Genomic DNA, 22,386 nt, shown 5'->3' with positions numbered 1-22,386 from the left:
CTATTTAGTCTGCGTTCTGTTTATTCATAAAGCTATAATACTATGAAAACGAACATATATAACAAGGAAGAGCATATTGAAGGTTATGTAGGATCAGGTGATGAACAATCAGAAAAATCTGATGTACAAAAAGCTTACGAAGCAGGTAACGACACCGATGTAGTAACCAGTTATGGCAAAGAACCAAGCGAACTGATTAAGGGAAATCCTTTAGCCAAAGACGGCCGGGATAACTCTGGCACGCAAGGTAAAGATTCTCTTAGTGATGACGCCTACAACAGTTCGGATAAAAACCCAACCATACAGAGTGCCGAAAGTCATACCGGAAGTTCATCTGACGATTTTAAGACAAAAACCAGCATTAATGAGGCTGATGAAAACCATGCTTTAAATACAGGAATATAAACAGATAATTATGGGACTATTAAAATATGCCATTTTAGGCGCAGCAGCTGTGTATGGTTTTAAGTATGCTACAAAAAAGCGGATAACTGATGGTAAATCGTTGATTGATGACTTTAAGGAAAAAGCTCCAGAATATGTAGATAGGATTAAGGATTATTCTGAAAAAATAAAACAGGATTATCGTCAGACAAGTGATTTATACTGACAATTAATTGAGTGTAGAAATACACATTAAATTGACATATATCAATATATTAATGCAGGACGTCTTGTAAATTGGCGATAAGTTCTTGAAATTTGCAGCGCTGTAGGATTCGCGACAAAGATTAACTAAAAAAATCAGAGACTAACGATTTAAGAGCATTTGCTTCTTGATTAACGCATTTCAGTTGTGGAATCCTAATTAATTTCCATCTACCGGAAAATGCATAAATTTTATAAAGGGATTATTCTGTATGGATAATCTCTTTATAATTGGATTATAAATCTTTTCCCATCAAACCTTTCTCGTTATTCTTGTTTCTGTTTCCAATGTCTTCACCCTGACTTAAATTCGAATTATTTAAATTTTCATTTACGGCGTGTGTAGGATCATTTTCTGTTTTCAATAAATGCGACTCATCTGGCTGATCTTTACGCTTAAAATCGGCACGTTTATGTCCATAAGTAGCCTCTCCATTATCCCATTCAATACCCTCCTCATTCCGGTTAATCTCCGAATTAGGATCGACATTTTTATTTTCATTCATTTCCATAGCCATTTTTTTTGTAGATACCTCTTATTTAAACAATTGGTACAATAAAAAAGTTTACTTCCGACATTAATATATAAATCGCAGCCTATTGTCTCTTTAACCGAACCCTAGCATCCATTTGCGGCTACTGTACACCTTTACTTTGATCTATCTCTGTGCTACTATCCAAATCATCTTTGGTCGATCCATTTTCATCACGATGCTTTGGCGGATTTTCCATTCTGCTTTCTTCCAGTTCAGAAAAATCACCGCCTTTTTGATTGGCCACTTCCCCATGTGAAGAGGGGTTTTCTTTCAATTTTTCTTTAGGATCCGCAAAATCCTGTCCTTCAACTGGTAATCCTTGGTGCGTTTTATCTTCCTTAGCCATATCAGTACAACCAGCTAACGTTGCTTTTGTTTTGAAATTTGAATGCATAAAAAAAGGCCTCGACTTGCATCGAGACCTTTTCTGTTCTTTTAAAATCAATTAAACTTTGATTTCAACTTCAACACCGCTAGGTAATTCAAGTTTCATTAAAGCATCAACTGTTTTAGAGTTAGAGCTATAAATATCCAATAAACGTTTGTAAGCGCATAATTGGAACTGCTCTCTAGCTTTTTTGTTTACGTGTGGAGAACGTAAAACAGTAAAGATTTTTTTCTCTGTAGGAAGTGGAATTGGTCCACTTACAACTGCACCCGTAGGCTTAACAGTTTTTACGATTTTCTCAGCAGATTTATCTACTAAGTTGTAATCGTAAGATTTTAATTTAATTCTGATTCTTTGGCTCATCTTATTTTTAATTGTGGTTTCCTGTTAGAGCTATTAACAACAGAAACCGGATTTATCTTTTTAGTAGCAAGTATTTAGTATCGGGTATCAAGACTGATAATCCATCTTGATACTTGATACCTTTATCTTAATACTAATTAGTCTTCAGATTTTACTCTTCCTTTAGATTTAGCAACTACTTCATCCTGTACGTTTTTAGGCGCAGCTTCATAGTGGTCAAATTCCATTGTAGAAGTTGCACGGCCTGAAGTGATTGTACGTAACTGCGTTACATAACCAAACATTTCAGAAAGCGGCACAGTAGCTTTAATTACTTGAGATCCATTACGGGTATCCATACCTAATAATTGACCACGACGACGGTTCATATCACCGATAACATCACCCATGTTTTCTTCAGGGGTTAAGATTTCGATTTTCATGATTGGCTCCATCAAAGTAGGTTTACATTTAGGTAAAGCTTCACGATATGCCATACGGGCAGCAAGCTCGAATGATAAAGCATCTGAATCGACTGCGTGGAATGAACCATCAATCAAACGTACTTTCATATCAGGAAGCGGATAACCAGCTAATACACCATTAGCCATTGCAGCAGCAAATCCTTTTTCTACTGAAGGGATAAACTCACGTGGAATTGAACCACCTGTAATTTCGTTTACGAACTGTAAACCACCTTTTTCAAAATCAGCATCAATTGGTGAAATAATAACTTGGATATCGGCAAATTTACCACGACCACCAGATTGTTTTTTATAAGTTTCACGGTGTTGAGTCGTACCAAAAATTGCTTCTTTGTAAGCTACTTGCGGCGCACCTTGGTTAACCTCTACTTTAAATTCGCGTTTTAAACGGTCAATTAAAATATCTAAGTGTAACTCACCCATACCAGAGATAACCGTTTGACCAGTTTCCTGATCAGTTTGAACTCTGAATGTAGGATCTTCTTCAGCTAATTTAGCTAAGCCCATACCTAATTTATCAACATCAGCTTGAGTTTTAGGCTCAATAGCTAAACCGATAACTGGCTCAGGGAAGTTCATAGACTCAAGAATGATTGGGTTTTTCTCTTCACAAAGTGTATCACCAGTTTTGATATCTTTAAATCCTACTACCGCAGCAATATCACCAGCAGCCACATTAGGCACAGGGTTTTGCTTGTTAGCATGCATTTGGAAGATACGAGAAATACGCTCTTTACTTTCTGAACGTGTGTTATACACGTAAGAACCAGCTTCTAAGTTACCCGAATAAACACGGATAAAACATAAACGGCCTACGAATGGGTCAGTTGCAATTTTAAATGCTAAAGCTGCAAATGGCTCATTAATGCTTGGTTTTAATAAAACTTCAGCACCTGTATCTGGGTTAGTACCTGTTACACCTTCTGAATCAAGAGGTGAAGGCAATAATTCCATCACGTAATCCAACATGGTTTGAACACCTTTGTTTTTGAAAGATGAACCACAAACCATAGGAACGATTTTAGCATCTAAAACAGCTGCACGTAAAGCATCTAAAATTTCGCGCTCAGTGATTGAGTTTGGATCTTCAAAGAATTTCTCCATTAAAGACTCATCATAATCAGCAACTGATTCTAATAATTTCTCTCTCCACTCAGCAACCTCATCTAACATATCTTCTGGGATTGGCACTTCAGTAAAGGTCATACCTTTATCATGCTCATTCCAAACGATACCACGGTTGTTGATCAAATCAACCACACCTTTAAATCCGTCTTCAGCACCGATAGGTAATTGCAATGGAACTGCATTACTACCTAACATATCTTTAACTTGTTTAACAACTTTTAAGAAGTCTGCTCCAGAACGGTCCATTTTGTTAACGAAACCGATACGGGCAACATTATAGTTGTTAGCCAAACGCCAGTTGGTTTCTGATTGAGGCTCAACACCATCAACTGCAGAAAACAAGAACACTAAACCATCTAATACACGTAACGAACGGTTTACCTCTACGGTAAAATCCACGTGTCCTGGTGTATCGATAATGTTCATGTGGTAAGCCTGACCTCTGTATTTCCACTCAACCGTAGTTGCAGCAGAAGTGATCGTGATACCACGCTCTTGCTCTTGTGCCATCCAGTCCATTGTTGCAGCACCTTCGTGCACTTCACCAATTTTATGACTTACACCAGCATAATAAAGAATACGCTCGGTTGTTGTAGTTTTACCTGCATCAATGTGAGCCGCGATTCCAATATTTCTTGTAAATTTTAAATCTCTTGCCATGTTATGTTTTTGATTTATCTGATTTTAAATGATTACACCGATTATGTTAAAACAAATCGGTGTAATTTATCTAATCAGTATAATCTTCTAATTAAATCTGTGTAATCTTACTAATCTGTTAATTCTAAATTAGAATCTGAAGTGAGAGAACGCTTTGTTAGCCTCAGCCATTTTGTGCGTATCTTCTTTCTTCTTAACAGCAGCACCTTCACCTTTAGCAGCAGCTACGATTTCACCAGCTAATTTCTCTTTCATGGTTTTTTCGCCACGTTTACGAGCATATAAAATTAACCATTTCATACCTAAAGCTGTTTTACGCTCTGGTCTAACCTCAGTTGGAACCTGGAAGTTAGCACCACCAACACGACGAGATTTAACCTCTACAGCTGGCATAATGTTAGTTAAAGCACGTTTAAAGATCTCTAAACCGTTTTCACCTGCTTTTTTCTCAGCAATTTCAACAGCATCGTAAAAAATTGAATAAGCGATAGATTTTTTTCCATCGTACATCATATTGTTTACAAAACGAGTTACCTGAACATCATTAAATTTTGGATCAGGAAGAATAATTCTCTTTTTTGGTTTTGACTTTCTCATTTCTTATTTCCTCCCGATTATTTCTTTTTACCTTTTGTTGGTGCCGCAACTACCTGTCCTGGTTTAGGACGTTTAGTACCATATTTAGAACGACGTTGGTTACGACCAGCTACACCTGATGTATCTAATGCACCACGGATAATGTGGTAACGTACACCTGGTAAATCTTTAACACGACCACCACGGATCAATACGATTGAGTGCTCCTGTAAGTTGTGACCTTCCCCAGGAATGTAAGCATTCACCTCTTTACCGTTCGTTAAACGAACACGGGCTACTTTACGCATTGCTGAGTTTGGTTTTTTAGGGGTAGTGGTGTACACACGTGTACATACACCTCTTCGCTGTGGACAGCTGTCCAACGCTGGAGACTTACTCTTGAACTCCAGTGCTACTCTACCTTTTCTAACTAATTGTTGAATGGTTGGCATTGTGCTTTTTTATGTTTTTTTATTAAAAAATTTACCGCTCCCCCGGCATCCTTGCAGATAGCCCATAAAACGGACTGCAAAAGTAGAACAATTCTTTTTAAAAATCAAGGGGTTAGCGTAAAAAGTTTTCAGTTGGCAATTATCAGTTTTCAGTTGAAGATTAAGGAGTTGCAAATTTTCTTTCTGATCATCGTCATTGCGAACCGAAGCGGAAGAAATGGCGATGGCGTGAAGCAATCTTTCTCGCCATAATATTCGGGCCCTCTTAGCATCATTCCATAATTATAAACTGTTATTTGGAAAGCAGTTTCAGCAATTCTTAGGCTGGGTTCGGCCCCGCCAATGTTACAAGCTCGTGAAGAATTCGCTTTCCACGTATATCGGGTTTAGTTAGCAAAGTAAACCGATTCTATTAACGTTCTAATTTTCCCCAGCCCATTTCTATATGCTTTAAAAAGCCTAAAACCACACATGCTTTAATTCCATAAAAGGTTGCATTAAATACCTATCTTTAATAAAAATCTAAATTATATGTTCTTAAGTATCGTTGGAATTATTATCATTTTTGTTGGTTTTGCGGTATCAAACCAAAATAACGTTATTGGCCGCTACAGCAATATCACCAAAATTATTGGTGTAGTACTGGTCATTATCGGCTTATCTTTCTCTATGTTTAAAGTTATTGATGCTGGTGAAGTTGGCGTTAAAACCGTTTTTGGAAAAGTAGACAACGAAGTTTTATACAGCGGTTTAAATGTAATTAACCCAATTGCTGAGGTTACACCTTTTGATGTTAAAACTCAAAACTACACCATGTCTGGTGTTCATGATGAAGGGAATAAAGAAGGTGATGACGCACTTCGGGTATTATCTGCCGATGGCTTGGAAGTAGTGATAGACCTTTCTGTACTATTTCGGGTTAAGGCAAGTTCAGCGCCAAATATACTCCGGGAAATCGGGACAGATTATCTGCAGAAAATTGTTCGCCCAGTTTCCAGAACCGCAATAAGAGATAATGCAGTTTCGTATGATGCCGTAGCTTTATATTCAAGCAAACGGGACGAATTTCAAGCTAAAATATTTGCAACTATAAATAAAAGTTTTGCGAAAAGAGGTTTAGAATTAGAACAGCTTTTAGTGCGCAATATTACCTTGCCTGCATCGGTAAAAGCAAGTATCGAATCGAAAATAAATGCAGAACAAGATGCGCAAAAGATGACTTTTGTACTTCAAAAAGAACGCCAGGAAGCCGAACGGAAAAGAGTAGAAGCACAAGGAATTGCCGATTACCAACGGATCCTTTCAACAGGCTTAAGCGATCGCCAGCTCCAATACGAATCGATATTGGCACAAAAAGAAATTGCAAAATCGGCCAACACCAAAGTTATTATTATGGGTAATGGCAAAAGCGCGCCAATTATTTTAGGTGGAAATTAATTAATCTTTTAAAGGTTCGAAAAATGAAAATAAAAATCATCACGATCGTGTTCTGTAACATTGCATGCCTATGTAATGCACAAACTTCGTCAACTATTAAAAGAAAGGCTAATGTAGATTTTGATGCTTACGAAAAGCTCATACCCGAGGTTAAAGCCCATCGTAAAGGTAAGCTAGTAGATTTACCAACATTTTTAAAAATGGCTGAAGAGAAAGGCACCATTATCTTAGATACACGTTCTGATAGTCTATTTAAACGCAAACATGTTAAGGGTGCCATTCATCTAAATTTTTCTGATTTCACACAACAAAACCTGTTAAGGATTATACCAAATGCGGATGCCAAAATATTAATTTATTGCAATAATAATTTTATAGATGATCAGGCAAATTTTGCCAGTAAAGTAGTTGTGCCTGTTTTAATAAAGAAAAAAATAGCCCCAATTTCATTGGCCTTAAATATTCCTACTTATATTAATCTATATGGCTATGGGTATAGAAATGTATATGAGCTCTCCGAACTGGTAAGCACACGGGATAAACGAATAAACTTTGAAGGAACCGAAATCAGAAGTGCTATTATTAAAGCAAGGTGATAAAAGCTAAGTCTTAATTACAATCCTTAAAACTATCTTTCAGAACCTTCAACTGTGCAACTGCAGCTTCTAATTCTTTTGGTGCTTTACCATACTCGTAAGTAATTTTATACTGTTTGCCATCGGCATTAATAGCAATCCACTCTGCACCTCCATCAGCACAATCAGGGCAGCCAATTACTTCTGGCAGGGCCGAAATCTTCTCCAAATTCAATTCTTTTTTGATTGCGTTTATATCAGCTTCGGAGATTGTTTTGCTACAGGTTTTGGTGTCAGCTGTTTGCCCGTTTTTTGATTTAGAAAAAGTAAGTTTCAGGTCGCTAATGAGTAAATTATTGGAACAATAGCCTACACACATGCCAAATGATGATCCATAACCAATACTGTTTAAGGTTTTAATGTCGCCTTTTTTACAGGCCGAAAAAGACAGCATTATTAAAATTGTAAAAATGAACGGTAAAGTTTTTTTCATGTGTTAAGGTTTAAGATAAGGACTTAATTGCTCCGAAGTTACAAATATCCCTCTATATGCGGGTACAGAAGCTTCCATTGTCCACAATAATACACCTTTTCTATCAGTGAGTACAACAATATGTCTTTTAGAACTGCAGCATAATATGTTATCCTTATTAATCATGTAAGCGCTCCCCATGCGGTCGTTATAGATCTGAGGAGGCAGCTGAATATGCATATTTAAACTTGCACTTTGCGTCTGCTCATTTAGCTTAAAAGCATAAGCTCCTGACCGATGTTTTTCTATTCCGTTATCAAAAAACATTAAATTACCTTCTGCATTGATGTGTACGGCATGCGCTTGCGAAAAATTGGTATTGGCTGGCATTTTGATGTTACCTCCCTTGCCAAATTTCCAGATTACCTTACCTGTTTTGGCATCAATTTTCCAAATTTGCCCGTTGTTGTAAAAAGAAATGATGTAGTTCCCGTCTTTATCGTAGTTTAAGCTATTGGCATGCATCCAATCTTTCTTTGTTTTTAATAAAGCCTTATCACTAAAAGGATCAAGACTATCGAATACGCTCCATTTCCAGATCTGTTTTCCTTTTTTATCCATCACCAAGATACCATCTCCATTTATAGTATCCTGTTTACTCCCACCTATGTGGCTCAAATCGGTTATTTTCTGATCAACAAAAAGTGTAACTAACGCCCCTTTTTGGTTTTTTAAAATTTCGTGGTGAATGGTCTGTTTAAAATCTCCCTGGCCTTTTTTTAAGTGTAAAATAGTATCTCCTTCTAAATTGATCTCCAATATCTGGCTACCGTAGCTTGTTGGCTCATCATTGCCACCCAAAATAGAAAGTAAGGTTTTGTCTTTTGTAAAATTGATTACTTTGAAACCTACATTATCAACCATATGGTACCACCTCAATCTACCCTTATAGTCTACGAGATAGGCCATTCCTGGTGCATACCGCTTATTAACCAGAATTAATCCGTTCTTAAGTTCTTTAGGAATTAGTTTATCATCGGCACTTTTTGCTTTAAACTGGTCTTTAAGCCATTCCGGTAAATCGTTAGAAACAAATGTATAAGCTTTACTCGTTTTCTTTGCTCCGTTTTTTACGGTAATAATTTGGTAGCTATAACTTGTTTGGGGAATAATATTGCACAGTACAAATTTGTGATTGCTTTTATTTTTAGATAGCACAGTACTTTCTTTTTTAGCATCGGCAAGTTTGTTAGGCCAGTATTCTACATAGGCATCTAAAGCCGAATTAGCAATTACATCGATCTGTATTTTTAATACATTGTTGTTATGCAGTCCTACCTTTATTTCTTTGATGCTATCGCCCGTATAACATCCATAAAAAGTAAACATTAGCAGTAAAACGACGAGTTTTAAAAAGCACTTCATAAAATTGAAAATATTAAAAGGTTGGATGCGATAGTTTTTAAATAAAAAAGAATATGCAGTTAAAACTACATATTCTTTTTGAGCATAATAAATTATGAAATTATTGTCTGCCAGCGTTATTTAAATTTGGATTTATATTCACCTGGTTTAAAGGATATGGGAAAAATTGATCCCGTGGCATCACAACCGTTGGTGTTTGGCTGGTACGCTTTAAATATCCATTTACAACAGCCTCATACTTGCCAAACCGCATTAAATCGGCTCTTCTTTTTCCTTCATAAAATAATTCCCAGCCACGTTCCTGCAAAAGTGCATCTTTAAGTGTGGTTTGGGTATAGTTTGCAGCTACCAATAGTTTAGCATGTGATCTTCCTTTTACCTGGTTAATAAGATCTATACACTCAGCATTAGGGCCACTTAATTCATTTATCGCTTCGGCTCTACTTAATAACACATCTGCATAGCGGAGAATGTTAACACTATGCCCATCGTAATAGGTATTTGCACCTTTAGGGTCTGCATACTTTGCCGTAGCCACATCCTGCATATAAAGAGTACCTGCCGGAGGGGTTGCTCCAAGCGAGGGCGCTTGCTTGTGTATTAGTTTATCAACACCCAGATATTCAGGGAAGAAAAGTTTTTTCCGGTCATCTGCATCGTCAAAACTGTTGTAAAAATCCCAGGTTACAGCATAATATTGCCACCTATCGGTTAAAACAGGATGCTCTTCTGGACCAAAGTGGTTCAACAGTTCCGTTCCGTTAACATTTGCATCGCTTAATACTGAGAAAATATTTTCTGAACACCATTGATTACTTTCAGCAAAAAGTCCTTCATAACTTGGAAAAAGTGAATAAACCTTTAAATCCATTACCTGTTTGGTTACATCAAGTACTTTTTGCCATTGGTGCTGGCGCAGGTACAATTTAGCCAACAAGCTAAGCGCAGCACCTTTTGTGGCACGGCCAACATCATTAGCAGAATAGAATTTATTATTGGCATAATTAACTGGCAGAGTTGAAGCAATCCCTTGTAAATCGTTTATTAAAAAAGCTTCGATCTGGTCAAGTGGTGTTAAAGCGGCTGCTTCGGTATACTTTGGATTTTCTAAATCTTTTTCTGTGGCTAAAACTACAGGGCCCCATGCATCGGTTAAATCCATATAAGCTACAGCCCTTAAAAACTTAATCTCTGATAGAAACTGGCTTTTTTCTTCGGCTGTTATGGCAGTCATTTTAGAGAGATTATAAATTGCGTTATTGGCGTTCGAAATCAATTTATAGATCTGTCTCCAATCTTCAGCAATCAGTCCATTTGCTGAATTCCACTGCACGTTTGAAAGTTGCCCTGGATCTCCTCCTTTGCTACAATGCCCAACATCAGTTGTTAAATCGGTCAGGGCAAAATGCCTTACCGTCCAATAATCAAAGTTATCGCCTACTGCGGGCCCTTTTAACCTGGCATAAACAGCATTTACGGCTGCAATGGCGTCAGATTTTGTTTTGAAGGCATTGAGACTGGTTAAGCTGCTATACACTACTGGGTCTAAATCTTTTTTACAAGAAAACTGCAAAAGTACAACTGCAGTAATTGCCAGAATAATCTTATATCTTTTCATCTTTTTATCTTTATTAATCCTATTAATCAGGAAAGTATTACTAATTGATGGTTAACTTTATACCCGCAGAGAATGTTCTGAATGCCGGAAACGCATTAAAATCTATTCCTCCTCCAAAGTTACTACCTGAATGCGAATTCACCTCTGGATCTGTTCCTGTATAATTGGTAATCGTAAATAAATTTTGCGCCTCAGCATACACCCTTAAACCTTTAATCACTTTGATGTGATCTAACAATTTGGTTGGCACATTATAACCAAACGATACAGATTTTAATCGCAAATAAGACGCATCTTCTACAAAACGAGAGTTTACGTAACTACCAAACGTTGTTAAAAAATATCCCTCACGAGGTATTTCGGTATTTTCGTTAACTCCTGCAACAAATCTATTTAATGCATCTGCCCCAGTAGTAGATTCTAATACCAATCTGTTCATATTATATAATGAATAACCGAACGAACTTTGGAAGAAAATATTTAAGTCGAAACCTTTATAATGAAAATCGTTTCCAAAACCCATGGTAAAACGGGGAGTCGAATTTCCCAAATAGGTCATATCATCTGGTGTAATTTTACCATCACCATTGGTATCCTGATATTTTGGATCGCCGGCTTTAGAACCAGGTTGTGGGGCATAAGTCTCCCCTGTTTTAATTACACCTGCGTAAACGTACCCAAATAATTCACCAAGTTCTCTACCCGGCATCATTCTTGAAAACTCACGACCAGACACCGTGCCACTTGGGTTTGCCGTATTTACAGAAATTTGGTTAACTGGGCCTAAAGACAATACTTTTTGCCTGTTCATCGCAATATTAAAATTAGTATTCCACGTAAAATCATCATTACGAACATTTACTGTATTCACCATAAATTCAATCCCGCGGTTTTGAATCGAGCCAGCATTTACCAATTGCGAATTAAAGCCCCAATACTGTTCAATTGGGATATTAAGTAATAAATCGGTAGTTTTCTTAGCATAAAGATCAATACTAGCATTTATACGTCCATTTAAAAAACCCATGTCTAGCCCCACATTAAACTGAGTTGTGCTTTCCCATTTTAAGTTTGGATTTGGTAGGGTTTTAGGCTCAGTTCCGATTTGTAAAGGGCTACCTGGATTAAGGACAGTACTGTAATTGGTAAAGGTTGATAAATAGAGGTAATTAGGAATACGATCATTACCGGTAACACCAAAACTTGCTCTCAATTTTAAATTAGAAAAAGTATTCAGGTTTTTAATAAATTCTTCATCAGTAAATTTATAGGCAATCGCTCCTGATGGAAAATATCCATATCTAAAATTTTCCCCAAATTTGGAAGATCCATCTCTCCTTAAAGTAAAAGATGCTAACAATTTATCATTATAAGCATAATTCAATCTTCCATACAATGAATTAAAAGTAGCTTGTTCTTTAAAGCTATTGTAACCACCCGCAAGATTGCTTATAGTTACAGCTGTACCATTAGGTAATGCACCAGCACTTAAATTATAAAATAAGAACTCGTCTGTTCCGAAACCTTTACTACCTGCGGCAAGAAAATCATTCACATCCTTTTGACTAGATGTACCGACCAAGGCTGTAAAATCATGATTACCAGTTTTATATTTATAGGTTAAGTAGTTCTCTACCAACCATCTAAATGTGGTTGAACTTTTTTGTGCTGCGATACCGCCGTTTTTTGCTCCTGCACTTAACGTTCTAGGTATGTATTGTCCCTCATTAAGGTTGGTATACTCTGCACCGGTACCTAAATGATAAGTTAAACCTTTAATAATTTGATAGTCCAAAGAAATATTTCCATTTACTAATTTATTGGTACTCGTATTGGTGGGTTCTAACAAACTGGCCAATGCATTATCTTTACCCTGATAACGATAATAACTTCCATCGGCATTGTAAACCGGAATATTTGGCAATGCGGTTAATAAACTAAATAATGGTGCGGTAATATCTGCCGAGTACGATTGTTGCAATACTTTCGAACTTGAGCCATAAAAGTTAGCGCCCAACTTTAAACGTTCGTTAAGGGTTTTCTCAGCACCAATTCTGGCTGTATATTTCTCTAGTCCTGTGCCTTTTAAAACACCTTTCTGATTAATGTAGTTTCCTGACACATAAATTTTCGAATTCTGATCACCACTGCTAATGCTCAAACTTCGGTTATGTACCGAAGCATTTTGAGTAGCTTCATCCAGCCAATTGGTATTTGCGATTGCAAAAGAAGGTGGAAAAGGCGCGGGTTTACTATCTTCAATAGCTGTTGCATTTTGAATCGCAGTGTATTGTTGGCCGTTTAACAATGCAGGCTTATAAGTTAAAAACTGATTACCATTGGATAAATCTAAATCAATAGCTACCCTACCAGCCTTACCTTTTTTGGTGGTAATTAAAACCACACCGTTACCTCCTCTTGCACCATAAATAGCTGCTGATGAAGCATCTTTTAAAATCTGGATATCCTCAATATCATTCGGGTTAATGGTACTACCATTATCTGAGATAAATCCATCCACAACATAAAGCGGGCTATTGGTTGTATTGATGGAATTACCTCCCCTTACAGTTATCGACATTCCGGCTCCTGGCGCAAAACTTGTTTGTTGCACCTGTACACCTGCAGCCTTACCCTGAATGGCTTGACCAATATTTGATGTAGTACCACCAAGATTTAAATCGTCGCTCTTGATAGAACTGATTGAACCTGTCAAATCTGTTTTACGTTGTGTACCATAGCCCACAACCACAACTTCGTTTAGCTTATTTAAATCTTCTTCCAGGTTTACCGTTACTACATTTGAAGCACCTATGGTAACCCGTTGTGTTTTATAACCTACAAGTGTAAAGTTTAACACCCTTAATTTGCCCTTTAAGGTGATGGTAAACTTACCGTTAGCATCAACCGATGTTCCGTTTTTCACATCAGTTTCTGTTACTGATGTTCCAACAGCCGGCAGTCCTTTTTCATCTTTCACCGTCCCGGTAACAACCGTCTGCGCACTGGCTGCAATGGGGATCATAATAAATAAAGAACAATAAATAAATTTAAAAAGAGCATTAAAAAATGAGCGGCTTAGTATAGGAACAGATGTCCTACAATTCCCATTTGTTGGTTTGTAAATTTTAATCATAGCGGTTTTGGTTATAGCTGATTGTTGCTAAAAGGATAAAATGACTTTTAATTCTTAGTAGGATAATATTAGGAATTAAAGCGTGTATTTATATGCAAAAACACTGCGCAATCGATTGACTAAACACCCTGGATGTACTAAAACCACGTAGATTAGAATTAAACCAATATAAATTAAGCCATGATAATTAAGAATAGGTGATTAAGGCATGGAACTGATTTTGGAAATGATCTCCAGAAATAGCTTATCTCTACTTTGAATCGGACTTTCTGTATTGGTTCTGATAATGAGATTGGCGTTTAATGCAGGCTCGAACCTGGCGCTAACTCCTGTAAAATTTGAGATTAGGTTTTGGTCAGCATCTTTGTATAAACCTTTTACATCTCTTTCTTTGCATATTGCCAATGGGCAATCTAAAAAGACTTCAAAATACAGTTCTCCAATAATTTGAGCGGCCAATGCCCGATATTGCTCAAGAGGGGTGATGAATGAACAAATCGTAATGATATTGCTCATCATCATAATTTTAGCTATTTCCGCCGCCCTTCTAATGTTTTCTGCCCTATCGGCTTCGCTAAAGCCCAAATCTTTATTAATACCTTCCCGAAGTACATCTCCATCTAATGTTATAGCGAAAAAGCCTTCTTCTTCGAGCTTTTCCTTTAATAAAGTAGAAATAGTTGTTTTTCCGGAGCCCGATAATCCAAATAGCCAAACTACTATTCCTCTTTGACTGGGAATTACATAACCATTTTGAGTTGTAGTTTGAAGCGGCATAGTTTTATTAAAATTAATCAACCTTACACAAAAAGCCTTCGTTTAGCAAAGATTCCTTGTTGTATAACATTTCACGACCAGATAATGTATTGATATTACATCCGCTAAATAAAATAATGGCATGGCCGGCAGCAGTATCCCATTCCATGGTTGGTCCGGTGCGTAAATAAATCTGTGCCTTACCTTCTGCTAACAAACAGAATTTAAGAGAGCTGCCTACCGAAATAAAATTGACTATCGGATATTTGCTGAGAATTGCTTTTTCTTCTCCATCTGCATGTGATCTGCTTATCGCAGCTGTCCATTCATTGTTCTTCTTAACCGCTTTAATTTGAATTGGATCTTCGCCGGGGATCTGTTTCCAGCTTCCAGAAGACGCCTCACCATAATACAATAAATTTTGTACCGGGATATAAATTACCCCCAGCACAGGTAACCCATCACGGATTAAAGCAATATTTACAGTAAACTCACCATTTCGTTTAATAAACTCTTTGGTTCCATCCAACGGATCTACGCACCAATATACTTCCCAGTTTTTCCGCTCTTCGTAAGGAATATTTTTTCCTTCTTCAGATATAATTGGGATGGCTGGATATAACCGTTTCAGGTCGCGACATATCATATCGTTTGCAATTTTATCAGCCTTAGTTAAAGGAGAAGAATCGCTTTTGGCTGATACCTCAAAATCTTCATCATGATTGTAAACGGTTAAAATTGCCTTCCCCGCCTCAACAGCTATTCTTAGTATGGCATTTATATCAATGGTACCTATCATTTTACGCTAAACTTTTACGGCTAAATTCTTAGCCTTAATTTCTTTTAATATCTCCAGTTGAGGTCCTCTGTTATCAAGATCAGATTGACGGGCACTTAACAGGACGTCTTTCCTAAGAAGTTCATTTTCAACACCATACTGCTCTACCTCTTCACCAGAAATTAGTTTATTTTTATTCTCAGGGCGATCTAAAACATAGCCCAAATCGGTTAAGGTTTGGTGATTAATACATTCGAATATGTCGATTTCTGCTGTACTCAATTCTCTCCGAAATTTACCACTATTATCTTTGATAATCGGTTTAGCCAGATTTTCCCACATTTCGCCGGCATTAGCGGTGGCTAGCGATTCTTTTGAGTTGTGAAAATCGAGCATTGTTTCAGCGTAATCAATTGCCAAAAACCTACATAAACTTTGAATAAGCTTTGCCGGATCTGCAATTAACTCCTCATAATTTAAAGAGAAAAAACGATCGTTGCTGATCTTTTTCGAAAGTTCGATACAGGCACTTTGATCTTTATGCCATTGTTTAGCTAAATGATAAATATGCTTTTCGCCTACAATTGCTTTTTTAAAAGAAAGGGCAACATCTCTCCCATCACGGTATAAATAAATATATTTCAGATTAGGCGAATGCATTTCCAAATCAGCAGCATAGTGTACATTGGCCATACTCTTACAGCACCAATATTTAGCTTTTTTTGCTATTGCGGCAGTTTCATATACCAATCGGTTAATCTCAAAAAGGCTGTAAGTTTTTGAATTTTCATAAATCCAAGCTTCATCCAGCTCAACGCCATCCCATGGCACAGGATTAGCCCTAACATAATTTACAACATCGTTAATTAATATCTTATATTTTGCTTCGGTTAAAAAACCATATAATTCTAACAATGGCACAAAAGTGACCAAAATATGAGGTGGGTGCGGAGAGGCAATCTGATTAGATTGGTCTAATATTACCCTGAGTAAGTTGGAACCAGATCTTTGCGTTCCGATGATCTGGATACCATCTGGTTTAAAAAAGCTTTCCATTATATAAAATCGATACTGTTCCCAAAAAAATAGCGCCGAGTATTAAATATACCGGGCTTAATTTATACTTATAGCTTAATATTAATGAAACTACACACATTGCTCCAACCAAAAGTGTTCGTGGCTGCAATAATAATATTTTTATAGCTGATGATATGATCAGGCCGATTACCACCACCTTAATTCCCGATATCATACTTTTGATCAAGGGGTGATCTTTGGTTTTATTAAAGATTTTTGAAACAACAATCATTAAAATAGCAGATGGAACAAACATACTACAGGTAGCAACCAGTGCACCTAAAAAACCGGCTAACTTAAAACCAATGAATGTTGAGCTCACCAGAATTGGCCCGGGTGTAACCTGACTAAAAGCGATTACATCTATCAATTCCCTTGCGCTCAACCACTTCATATCTTTTACCAGTAACGACTGCATAATGGGGATAACGAGGTATCCACCTCCAAATAAGGAAATGCTAATGCCTGAAAAAATGGTTCCGATCTTAAAATAGATGCTTTGATAAGATTTAAATGCACCAGTAATAAATAAAACCTGGTTGATGAACAAAACAGTAACGGCAATAAACGAAAATGACTTTAACCTAAGTTTAAACTTCCGCTTAAAACTAGTTATCGCCTCAGTATAGTTGTTTTCTTTCTGATCAAAAACCAGCCCAGCAACGGCTCCAATGATTATAAGAACAATTGTTACGAGGTAATTCCCTTTAATCAGATCGAGCGTTATAGCTATCAAAAAAAGAAAGATTTTACCGTAATTAAGGGAAATTTCTTTTTTAAACAACTGTAATCCTGTCGACAAAATGATCATACTTACAATTGCCCCTACATATTGCATCATCAAGCTCCAGGATATATTGAGCCCATTTGAGTAATAAACATAAGCCAAACAAAGCATTAAAATACTTGCCGGTAGCAAAACAGCGAACATACTCACCGCAGCACCTAGTTTACCTTTTAAAGAATAACCAATATTGGCCACAACATTTACGGCCATAGGACCAGGCATAAAAGAAGCTACTGTTACGCTGTTTAGTACATCTTCATTATTAATGGTTTTATCCTGCTCAACCATAATGCGCTGAATCAGCGAGACCAAAGCCATATGTCCGCCAAAGCTTACACAGCCAATTTTAAGAAAGGTGAAGAAAAGATATTTAAGTGTTGTTTTTTCTTTGGTTATATCGCCTGCTACTGATAACTCCATCTTCTTTTTAAGATTAACTAGAATGCTTAAACAATATACCATTAATTTTTGCGCAATAAGCGTGAGTCAGATTTCAAAAAAGGCCTGCCTGGCTATTGCTTTTTTGTTTAAGAACCTAATTTATGCGATTTTGAATGCATAAACCACTTAAACACAACGCAAACGTTTGATTAAACCATGAAATTTATCATTTTCATATCAGAACAACATGAAATGTTAAAAAACAAACTCTGCGGATGATGTGAGTTAATCCTTACCTTATGTTTTCCTATGGGCGTTAAGAAATTTGCGCCTTAAAATGCCTTAATTTAACACAAAGAAAATATCGACAAAAGTTTGTGGAGATTCTTTAATAATTACCTAACACAAAGCCCCTAACATTTACTTATCAGAAGTAATTGTCAGCGGCCTTATTAAACCTAAAAGATTTTGCTAATTTACCGTATTACGTGGGTTGCTCCTTTGGTTGTTTGCGCCCACTTTGGTTAACTTGTAATTTAGCGATAAATAAAAATACCGGGTGATGTTGTTGTACCTTACATCTTCAATCCGGCTGCTATTTACAACTCTATCTATGCTGGTATTCTGGTTCAGGATATCAAAACCTTTTAAACTCAGTGTTACCCTTCGTTTCATTAAATATTTGTTTATGCCCGCGTTAAGTAAAAAGTAATTGTTATTAAACCCATCAGCGCGGCCAGCTGAACCGATATGATTCAAATCAGCTTCTATCCGTAAATCTTTAATGAACTCGTAACTTAGATTTAAGGTGTTATTTAGCGTAAAATATTTATTGTCGATCGCCAATTCGGCCGAATTATTTATTTTGGTATAGGCAACATAAGCAAAAATACCAGCATTAAATTTATCATCAATATCGTAGCTCCAGTTAATATTTGGTCCAATTTCGAACCTGTTGGTAATGTTTTTAGCGCCGCTGATAAAGTTTGTTCTATGTTCAGTGAAGAAATTTGCACCATAATTAGTCCTTAAACCTTTAAGTTTTGATGGCATCCCAAAAAATGTTCCGGCTCGCAGGTAATAATTACCATTTACGTTAATCGGCTTCACCGTTTGGATACCATTGTTATAGGTAATATCATTTCCGGTATCATCAAAAGATAAGTTGTAGAGGAAATATCCATTCCAATAGCGGTTATTATCTGGACTAAAGGTATTAAAGTTTACCGATAGGCGATGGTTTTTCCGGCCTTCGAGATCAGGGTTTCCGATTCTTTGATATAATGGATTGGTATTGTTCTGTACAGGCTGCAGATCGGTAACTGAAGGCAGATTAACGCTTGCCCGGTAATTGATAGCAATGGTTTGATTCGCTTTATTTTTAAAATTGACCGTTAAACGCGGCAATAAGTTGTAATACGATTTTTCAATATTGCCAATATTGGCACCTACATTATTAAATACATTGGCATTTAACAAACTTTCCTGTGCATTGAAACCGAAATTATAGGTCCAATCCTTTCCGGTGTAGATAAACCCTAAACCTGCAACTTGTTGGCTGTTATGGTTATCGAAAATATTGGTTAAGGATGGCACAATGCTTTCGTAGCGATCGGTAGTCGGATTATAATCAAAGGTAATCTGCTGCGCATCAACAATGCTTCTTGTATAACCGTAAGCAAGATTGGCACTCCATTTTTGATTTAATGGCCGGGCATAATTTCCGTTGATGGTATAGGTTTTTGAGGCATTTTCCTGATTCGCTAGCTGATTGATATTGGTAACGGCAGTATCACCATTTACATATTGATGAAGCAGCGATTGATTTAACCAGTCAGAATTAAAGGTATTCTGTGTACCATTTAACCGGAGCGAAACCGAGCCTTTTTTATTGGCCAATCTCCTCAGCACGGTAAACTCGCCAAATAAGGATGGGGTGAAATTATGCTGATTGTAATACTGGCTTCCATCATTTGCTTTTCCTGTAGCATCAAAATTAGCCTTGAATGTACGGTTGTTGATGTTGGTGTTACTGTTGAGGATCACATTTGGCCGGAATACCATATCGGTTAACGAATCAGGGTGGTATTCTGCCTTAAAATTAAAGCGGTGTGCTTGATTATTGCTATTGCGGTCGGTATTATCCAGGGTGCGTAAAATATCGCCAGCGCTTAAGTCCTGGATATTGGATAATTTATTACCTAAACCCGAAGAAAAATAGGTAAAATAACTTCCACTGATGGACAGTTTATTGTTTTTGCCCCAGGAATTACTGTAGTTTACGCCTCCACTATGTGTGGTGTAGAGTCCAATGGCATTGTTATCAAAAACCCCACTGCCGCCAATGGTTGTTTTGCCGTTATTGTTATTGATGGAGAAACTTCCCCCCGCAGGTGGGGCAAAAATATTTCCGATATTTCCACCGCTGAAACTACTCAGGTCATCGTAACCGAAACTCGCATCATTGGTATTGTTGCTCATGCCCAGAACAGCAAACTGCAGGTTTTTGTTAAAGTGGTTGGCACTTAAGTAACTTCCATATTTATCGGTTGTTCCTCCTGCAAGATTGGCGTTACCGAACCAGCCCTTTTTCTTATCTTCTTTAATGGTGAGGTTCAATACTTTTTCGCGCTGACCGTCGTCAATGCCAGTGGCTTTCGCTTCCAGCGTTTTGCTGTCAATCAACTGTACTTTGGCAATCGCATCTGCAGGGAGGTTTTTTGTTGCCGTTTTAGGGTCAGTGCCAAAGAAATCCTTACCATCGACAGTTAAGCGGGTAACTTTTTGTCCCTGCACCAAAATACTTCCATCTTTATCAACGGTTACACCTGGAAGCTTCTTCAATAAATCTTCTACCGCTGCATTTGGCCTGGTTTTATAAGCATCGGCATTAAATTCTATGGTATCTTTTTTTACAGTGGCTGTAGCATAACGGCCACTTACAGCTACATCTTTTAAGGTAATGGCATCTTCTACTAATTTTAAAGTGCCAATGTTAACAGCCTTTCCGTTCAAATTAATGTTTTTGGTGATGGAATTATATCCTAAGGCCGAAATCCTGATTTTATAGTCGCCATTGGCAACCGCATTAAAAGAAAATTCTCCGGCTTTGTTGGTTATTACACCTACTTTTTTGGTCGAATCAGTTTTACCGGACAAAATAATGCCCACATATTCAATAGGTTGATCGGTTTTCGCATCAATGATTTTTCCATTTATATTACCCGTCTGTTGTGCGAATACTTTCGTAGATAATACGCACAGCAATATCCATAAATAGGTTTTCATAGTTAAGATTGTCTTTTTTGTTGGTTTGTTTGATTAGCCCTTTTTAAGGTTTCAACTATAAGACACCAAAAACTGAAAAGTGTGACAGAAAAAATATTTTTTTTCTAAATAACCCTTAGGCAGGCCGCCTTCCGAAGTTCGCTCCTACACCGACCTTTGAAACTTCTGAAGTCTGAGGGCTTTGATTATTGAGCGTTTTAAAGGAAAGGCTGCAAGGTGAGATAATTATTGAATGACAGAATGGTTGAATGTTAGAATGAACTGAACAAATGTTGAGTTTGATCACTAGCACATTAGATCTTATTTATGAAACGTATCAAGATATAATTCTTCTACCTTTTTACGCGCCCAGGGCATTCTTCTTAAAAATTTTAAGCTCGATTTTATCGTTTGGTTGTTGTTAAAACAATCGATCCTGATCAGTGATCCCAGTTTTTCCCAGCCGTAGTGTAGCTGAAGATCGGTTACAATTTTTTCTAAGGTGATACCGTGTAAGGGATTGTTTTTTTGCTGTTCGGCCATGCTGCAAAGTTAAGGCAAAATTATCGGGGTTTATATTGTGTCATCCAAACATTTGCACCGCCACAATCAGGGTCGTTTATGATATGGCTAAGCACTTCAAAGTGATTGGATTCAAGCAATGATCGATATTCATCTGTGTCTAAAGAATCATGGAATAAGTTTTCACCACCGTTCAACCCCCAAACCTCTCCTCTATCCGTTCCCGAGGTAAACAACAAAATGCCATTTGGTTTAAGGTGACGTCTAAAAATACTGAACATACCAGGCTGATCGGCTGCCGGGAGATGAAAAAAACTGTGCCAGGCAATTATTGCATCGAATCTTTCATCTAAATCAAGTTTACGCATATCTTTCAGCATAAACTTTGTGTCTGGAAAATTTAGTCTGGCCAATTCTAGCATCTGTGTACTGGCATCGATTCCGAGAACGTTTACATTTTGGCTGATCAGATATTCCAATATAGGTTTTCCGCTGCCGCAGCCCAAATCTAAAATACTTGCATTTAGAGGCACTCGCTTAAGTAAATCGTCCAAATAGGTTTTCTCTTCTAAACCAGCATAGCGGTTTTCGGCAAACCATTTACCCATCTTATTGTAAGCCTTATAAACATTTTTGCGTTCTCCTTTTTCCATCTGTATAATTTTTTCAATTTATTATTAATGCTTTAGCAACATCAAATTAATTATAGCTATATTTTTTTGGAAACAAACGTGCAATGGTTCTTGGCAAATGCAGCCCTGCCATCCGCTTTATCCCGATGAAGAATCGGGATGCCCGCTACTATCAGGTTTAGGATGAAAGGTCTGCTCCTAGCATGGTGCCAAGGCATCGAAGCGATGTTTCTAAACCCGATTGAAGCGGAAGCCCGCAGCGCAGCGAGGACTTTGAACGGAAAGCGGGACTGAAAACCTCCAAGAGA

General features: G+C 37.3%; 21 protein-coding genes. 4 read left to right on the top strand and 17 right to left on the bottom strand.

All coding sequences use genetic code 11. The features are described 5' to 3' along the window. The first annotated feature begins 42 nt into the window (after positions 1 to 42). Together AC1DNH_RS07530 and AC1DNH_RS07525 are read left to right on the top strand one after the other, a co-directional pair. Positions 43 to 405 carry a hypothetical protein gene (locus tag AC1DNH_RS07530; RefSeq protein WP_477582522.1) on the top strand — a complete coding sequence of 121 codons (363 nt, stop codon included), beginning with the start codon at positions 43 to 45 and terminating at the stop codon, positions 403 to 405. A 10-nt stretch (positions 406 to 415) separates the two neighbouring features. Continuing rightward, on the top strand, positions 416 to 610 hold the full coding sequence (locus AC1DNH_RS07525) for a YtxH domain-containing protein (protein ID WP_477625288.1): 195 nt from the start codon (positions 416 to 418) through the stop codon (positions 608 to 610). A 274-nt stretch (positions 611 to 884) separates the two neighbouring features. Here the strand turns inward: AC1DNH_RS07525 and AC1DNH_RS07520 are convergent, their stop codons facing one another. From AC1DNH_RS07520 to rpsL, 6 genes are all read right to left on the bottom strand, one after another. Continuing rightward, positions 885 to 1,160 carry a hypothetical protein gene (locus tag AC1DNH_RS07520; RefSeq protein WP_477586376.1) on the bottom strand — a complete coding sequence of 92 codons (276 nt, stop codon included), beginning with the start codon at positions 1,158 to 1,160 and terminating at the stop codon, positions 885 to 887. Positions 1,161 to 1,284: 124 nt separating this feature from the next. Beyond that, positions 1,285 to 1,578, bottom strand: coding sequence for a hypothetical protein (locus AC1DNH_RS07515; protein ID WP_477608654.1), 294 nt, complete (start codon positions 1,576 to 1,578; stop codon positions 1,285 to 1,287). A gap of 51 nt (positions 1,579 to 1,629) precedes the next feature. Beyond that, positions 1,630 to 1,935, bottom strand: a complete 306-nt coding sequence (gene rpsJ / locus AC1DNH_RS07510; RefSeq protein WP_008244591.1) for a 30S ribosomal protein S10 — start codon at positions 1,933 to 1,935, stop codon at positions 1,630 to 1,632. 137 nt (positions 1,936 to 2,072) lie between these two features. After that, a complete protein-coding gene (gene fusA, locus AC1DNH_RS07505) occupies positions 2,073 to 4,187 on the bottom strand; it encodes an elongation factor G (protein WP_029278633.1) in 2,115 nt (704 codons plus the stop codon). A gap of 129 nt (positions 4,188 to 4,316) precedes the next feature. Continuing rightward, a complete protein-coding gene (rpsG, locus tag AC1DNH_RS07500) occupies positions 4,317 to 4,784 on the bottom strand; it encodes a 30S ribosomal protein S7 (protein WP_029278632.1) in 468 nt (155 codons plus the stop codon). A 17-nt stretch (positions 4,785 to 4,801) separates the two neighbouring features. Continuing rightward, positions 4,802 to 5,215 carry a 30S ribosomal protein S12 gene (gene rpsL, locus AC1DNH_RS07495; protein ID WP_029278631.1) on the bottom strand — a complete coding sequence of 138 codons (414 nt, stop codon included), beginning with the start codon at positions 5,213 to 5,215 and terminating at the stop codon, positions 4,802 to 4,804. Positions 5,216 to 5,746: 531 nt separating this feature from the next. On the opposite strand from rpsL, the gene AC1DNH_RS07490 reads away from it, so the two are divergent. Both AC1DNH_RS07490 and AC1DNH_RS07485 read left to right on the top strand, forming a co-directional pair. Further along, on the top strand, positions 5,747 to 6,652 hold the full coding sequence (locus AC1DNH_RS07490; protein WP_477579650.1) for a prohibitin family protein: 906 nt from the start codon (positions 5,747 to 5,749) through the stop codon (positions 6,650 to 6,652). A 23-nt stretch (positions 6,653 to 6,675) separates the two neighbouring features. Continuing rightward, on the top strand, positions 6,676 to 7,248 hold the full coding sequence (locus AC1DNH_RS07485; RefSeq protein WP_477579652.1) for a rhodanese-like domain-containing protein: 573 nt from the start codon (positions 6,676 to 6,678) through the stop codon (positions 7,246 to 7,248). A 13-nt stretch (positions 7,249 to 7,261) separates the two neighbouring features. Here AC1DNH_RS07485 and AC1DNH_RS07480 read toward each other — a convergent pair whose 3' ends face one another. The 11 genes from AC1DNH_RS07480 to AC1DNH_RS07430 form a co-directional block, all read right to left on the bottom strand. Further along, entirely contained in the window at positions 7,262 to 7,720 is a 459-nt protein-coding gene (locus AC1DNH_RS07480) for a hypothetical protein (protein WP_477579654.1), read from the bottom strand. Positions 7,721 to 7,723: 3 nt separating this feature from the next. Continuing rightward, positions 7,724 to 9,124, bottom strand: coding sequence for an aryl-sulfate sulfotransferase (locus AC1DNH_RS07475; protein WP_477608652.1), 1,401 nt, complete (start codon positions 9,122 to 9,124; stop codon positions 7,724 to 7,726). A 100-nt stretch (positions 9,125 to 9,224) separates the two neighbouring features. Next, positions 9,225 to 10,742: a RagB/SusD family nutrient uptake outer membrane protein gene (locus AC1DNH_RS07470; RefSeq protein WP_477579657.1), complete on the bottom strand. Its 1,518-nt coding sequence runs from the start codon at positions 10,740 to 10,742 to the stop codon at positions 9,225 to 9,227. A gap of 40 nt (positions 10,743 to 10,782) precedes the next feature. Continuing rightward, positions 10,783 to 13,767, bottom strand: coding sequence for a SusC/RagA family TonB-linked outer membrane protein (locus tag AC1DNH_RS07465; RefSeq protein WP_477609860.1), 2,985 nt, complete (start codon positions 13,765 to 13,767; stop codon positions 10,783 to 10,785). 312 nt (positions 13,768 to 14,079) lie between these two features. Then, positions 14,080 to 14,655, bottom strand: coding sequence for an adenylyl-sulfate kinase (gene cysC, locus AC1DNH_RS07460; RefSeq protein ID WP_477609858.1), 576 nt, complete (start codon positions 14,653 to 14,655; stop codon positions 14,080 to 14,082). Between the two features lie 13 nt (positions 14,656 to 14,668). Next, complete coding sequence (gene cysQ, locus AC1DNH_RS07455) at positions 14,669 to 15,433, bottom strand: 3'(2'),5'-bisphosphate nucleotidase CysQ (protein ID WP_477581536.1); 765 nt, start codon at positions 15,431 to 15,433, stop codon at positions 14,669 to 14,671. A 6-nt stretch (positions 15,434 to 15,439) separates the two neighbouring features. Then, entirely contained in the window at positions 15,440 to 16,468 is a 1,029-nt protein-coding gene (locus tag AC1DNH_RS07450) for a sulfotransferase family protein (protein WP_477581535.1), read from the bottom strand. Continuing rightward, complete coding sequence (gene chrA, locus AC1DNH_RS07445; protein WP_477625287.1) at positions 16,452 to 17,696, bottom strand: chromate efflux transporter; 1,245 nt, start codon at positions 17,694 to 17,696, stop codon at positions 16,452 to 16,454. Before chrA ends, AC1DNH_RS07450 begins: the two co-directional genes overlap by 17 nt. A gap of 432 nt (positions 17,697 to 18,128) precedes the next feature. Continuing rightward, positions 18,129 to 20,945 (bottom strand): TonB-dependent receptor, encoded by a 2,817-nt coding sequence (locus AC1DNH_RS07440; protein ID WP_477608958.1) that lies wholly within the window; start codon positions 20,943 to 20,945, stop codon positions 18,129 to 18,131. Between the two features lie 300 nt (positions 20,946 to 21,245). Next, on the bottom strand, positions 21,246 to 21,467 hold the full coding sequence (locus tag AC1DNH_RS07435) for a VF530 family protein (protein WP_230144600.1): 222 nt from the start codon (positions 21,465 to 21,467) through the stop codon (positions 21,246 to 21,248). Between the two features lie 20 nt (positions 21,468 to 21,487). Beyond that, a complete protein-coding gene (locus AC1DNH_RS07430) occupies positions 21,488 to 22,099 on the bottom strand; it encodes a class I SAM-dependent methyltransferase (RefSeq protein ID WP_477581529.1) in 612 nt (203 codons plus the stop codon). Positions 22,100 to 22,386 lie beyond the last annotated feature (287 nt).

The sequence above is a fragment of the Pedobacter sp. 01N310 genome (assembly GCF_056399805.1).
Note: the sequence above shows the minus strand (reverse complement) of the source record. Positions and strands in the feature narration are given on the sequence as shown.

Coding starts and splice junctions, on each gene's coding strand:
- AC1DNH_RS07530 (WP_477582522.1), top strand. CDS start 43: ATGAAAACGAACATATATAACAAGGAAGAGCATATTGAAGGTTATGTA.
- AC1DNH_RS07525 (WP_477625288.1), top strand. CDS start 416: ATGGGACTATTAAAATATGCCATTTTAGGCGCAGCAGCTGTGTATGGT.
- AC1DNH_RS07520 (WP_477586376.1), bottom strand. CDS start 1,160: ATGGAAATGAATGAAAATAAAAATGTCGATCCTAATTCGGAGATTAAC.
- AC1DNH_RS07515 (WP_477608654.1), bottom strand. CDS start 1,578: ATGCATTCAAATTTCAAAACAAAAGCAACGTTAGCTGGTTGTACTGAT.
- rpsJ (WP_008244591.1), bottom strand. CDS start 1,935: ATGAGCCAAAGAATCAGAATTAAATTAAAATCTTACGATTACAACTTA.
- fusA (WP_029278633.1), bottom strand. CDS start 4,187: ATGGCAAGAGATTTAAAATTTACAAGAAATATTGGAATCGCGGCTCAC.
- rpsG (WP_029278632.1), bottom strand. CDS start 4,784: ATGAGAAAGTCAAAACCAAAAAAGAGAATTATTCTTCCTGATCCAAAA.
- rpsL (WP_029278631.1), bottom strand. CDS start 5,215: ATGCCAACCATTCAACAATTAGTTAGAAAAGGTAGAGTAGCACTGGAG.
- AC1DNH_RS07490 (WP_477579650.1), top strand. CDS start 5,747: ATGTTCTTAAGTATCGTTGGAATTATTATCATTTTTGTTGGTTTTGCG.
- AC1DNH_RS07485 (WP_477579652.1), top strand. CDS start 6,676: ATGAAAATAAAAATCATCACGATCGTGTTCTGTAACATTGCATGCCTA.
- AC1DNH_RS07480 (WP_477579654.1), bottom strand. CDS start 7,720: ATGAAAAAAACTTTACCGTTCATTTTTACAATTTTAATAATGCTGTCT.
- AC1DNH_RS07475 (WP_477608652.1), bottom strand. CDS start 9,124: ATGAAGTGCTTTTTAAAACTCGTCGTTTTACTGCTAATGTTTACTTTT.
- AC1DNH_RS07470 (WP_477579657.1), bottom strand. CDS start 10,742: ATGAAAAGATATAAGATTATTCTGGCAATTACTGCAGTTGTACTTTTG.
- AC1DNH_RS07465 (WP_477609860.1), bottom strand. CDS start 13,767: ATGATCCCCATTGCAGCCAGTGCGCAGACGGTTGTTACCGGGACGGTG.
- cysC (WP_477609858.1), bottom strand. CDS start 14,655: ATGCCGCTTCAAACTACAACTCAAAATGGTTATGTAATTCCCAGTCAA.
- cysQ (WP_477581536.1), bottom strand. CDS start 15,433: ATGATAGGTACCATTGATATAAATGCCATACTAAGAATAGCTGTTGAG.
- AC1DNH_RS07450 (WP_477581535.1), bottom strand. CDS start 16,468: ATGGAAAGCTTTTTTAAACCAGATGGTATCCAGATCATCGGAACGCAA.
- chrA (WP_477625287.1), bottom strand. CDS start 17,696: ATGGAGTTATCAGTAGCAGGCGATATAACCAAAGAAAAAACAACACTT.
- AC1DNH_RS07440 (WP_477608958.1), bottom strand. CDS start 20,945: ATGAAAACCTATTTATGGATATTGCTGTGCGTATTATCTACGAAAGTA.
- AC1DNH_RS07435 (WP_230144600.1), bottom strand. CDS start 21,467: ATGGCCGAACAGCAAAAAAACAATCCCTTACACGGTATCACCTTAGAA.
- AC1DNH_RS07430 (WP_477581529.1), bottom strand. CDS start 22,099: ATGGAAAAAGGAGAACGCAAAAATGTTTATAAGGCTTACAATAAGATG.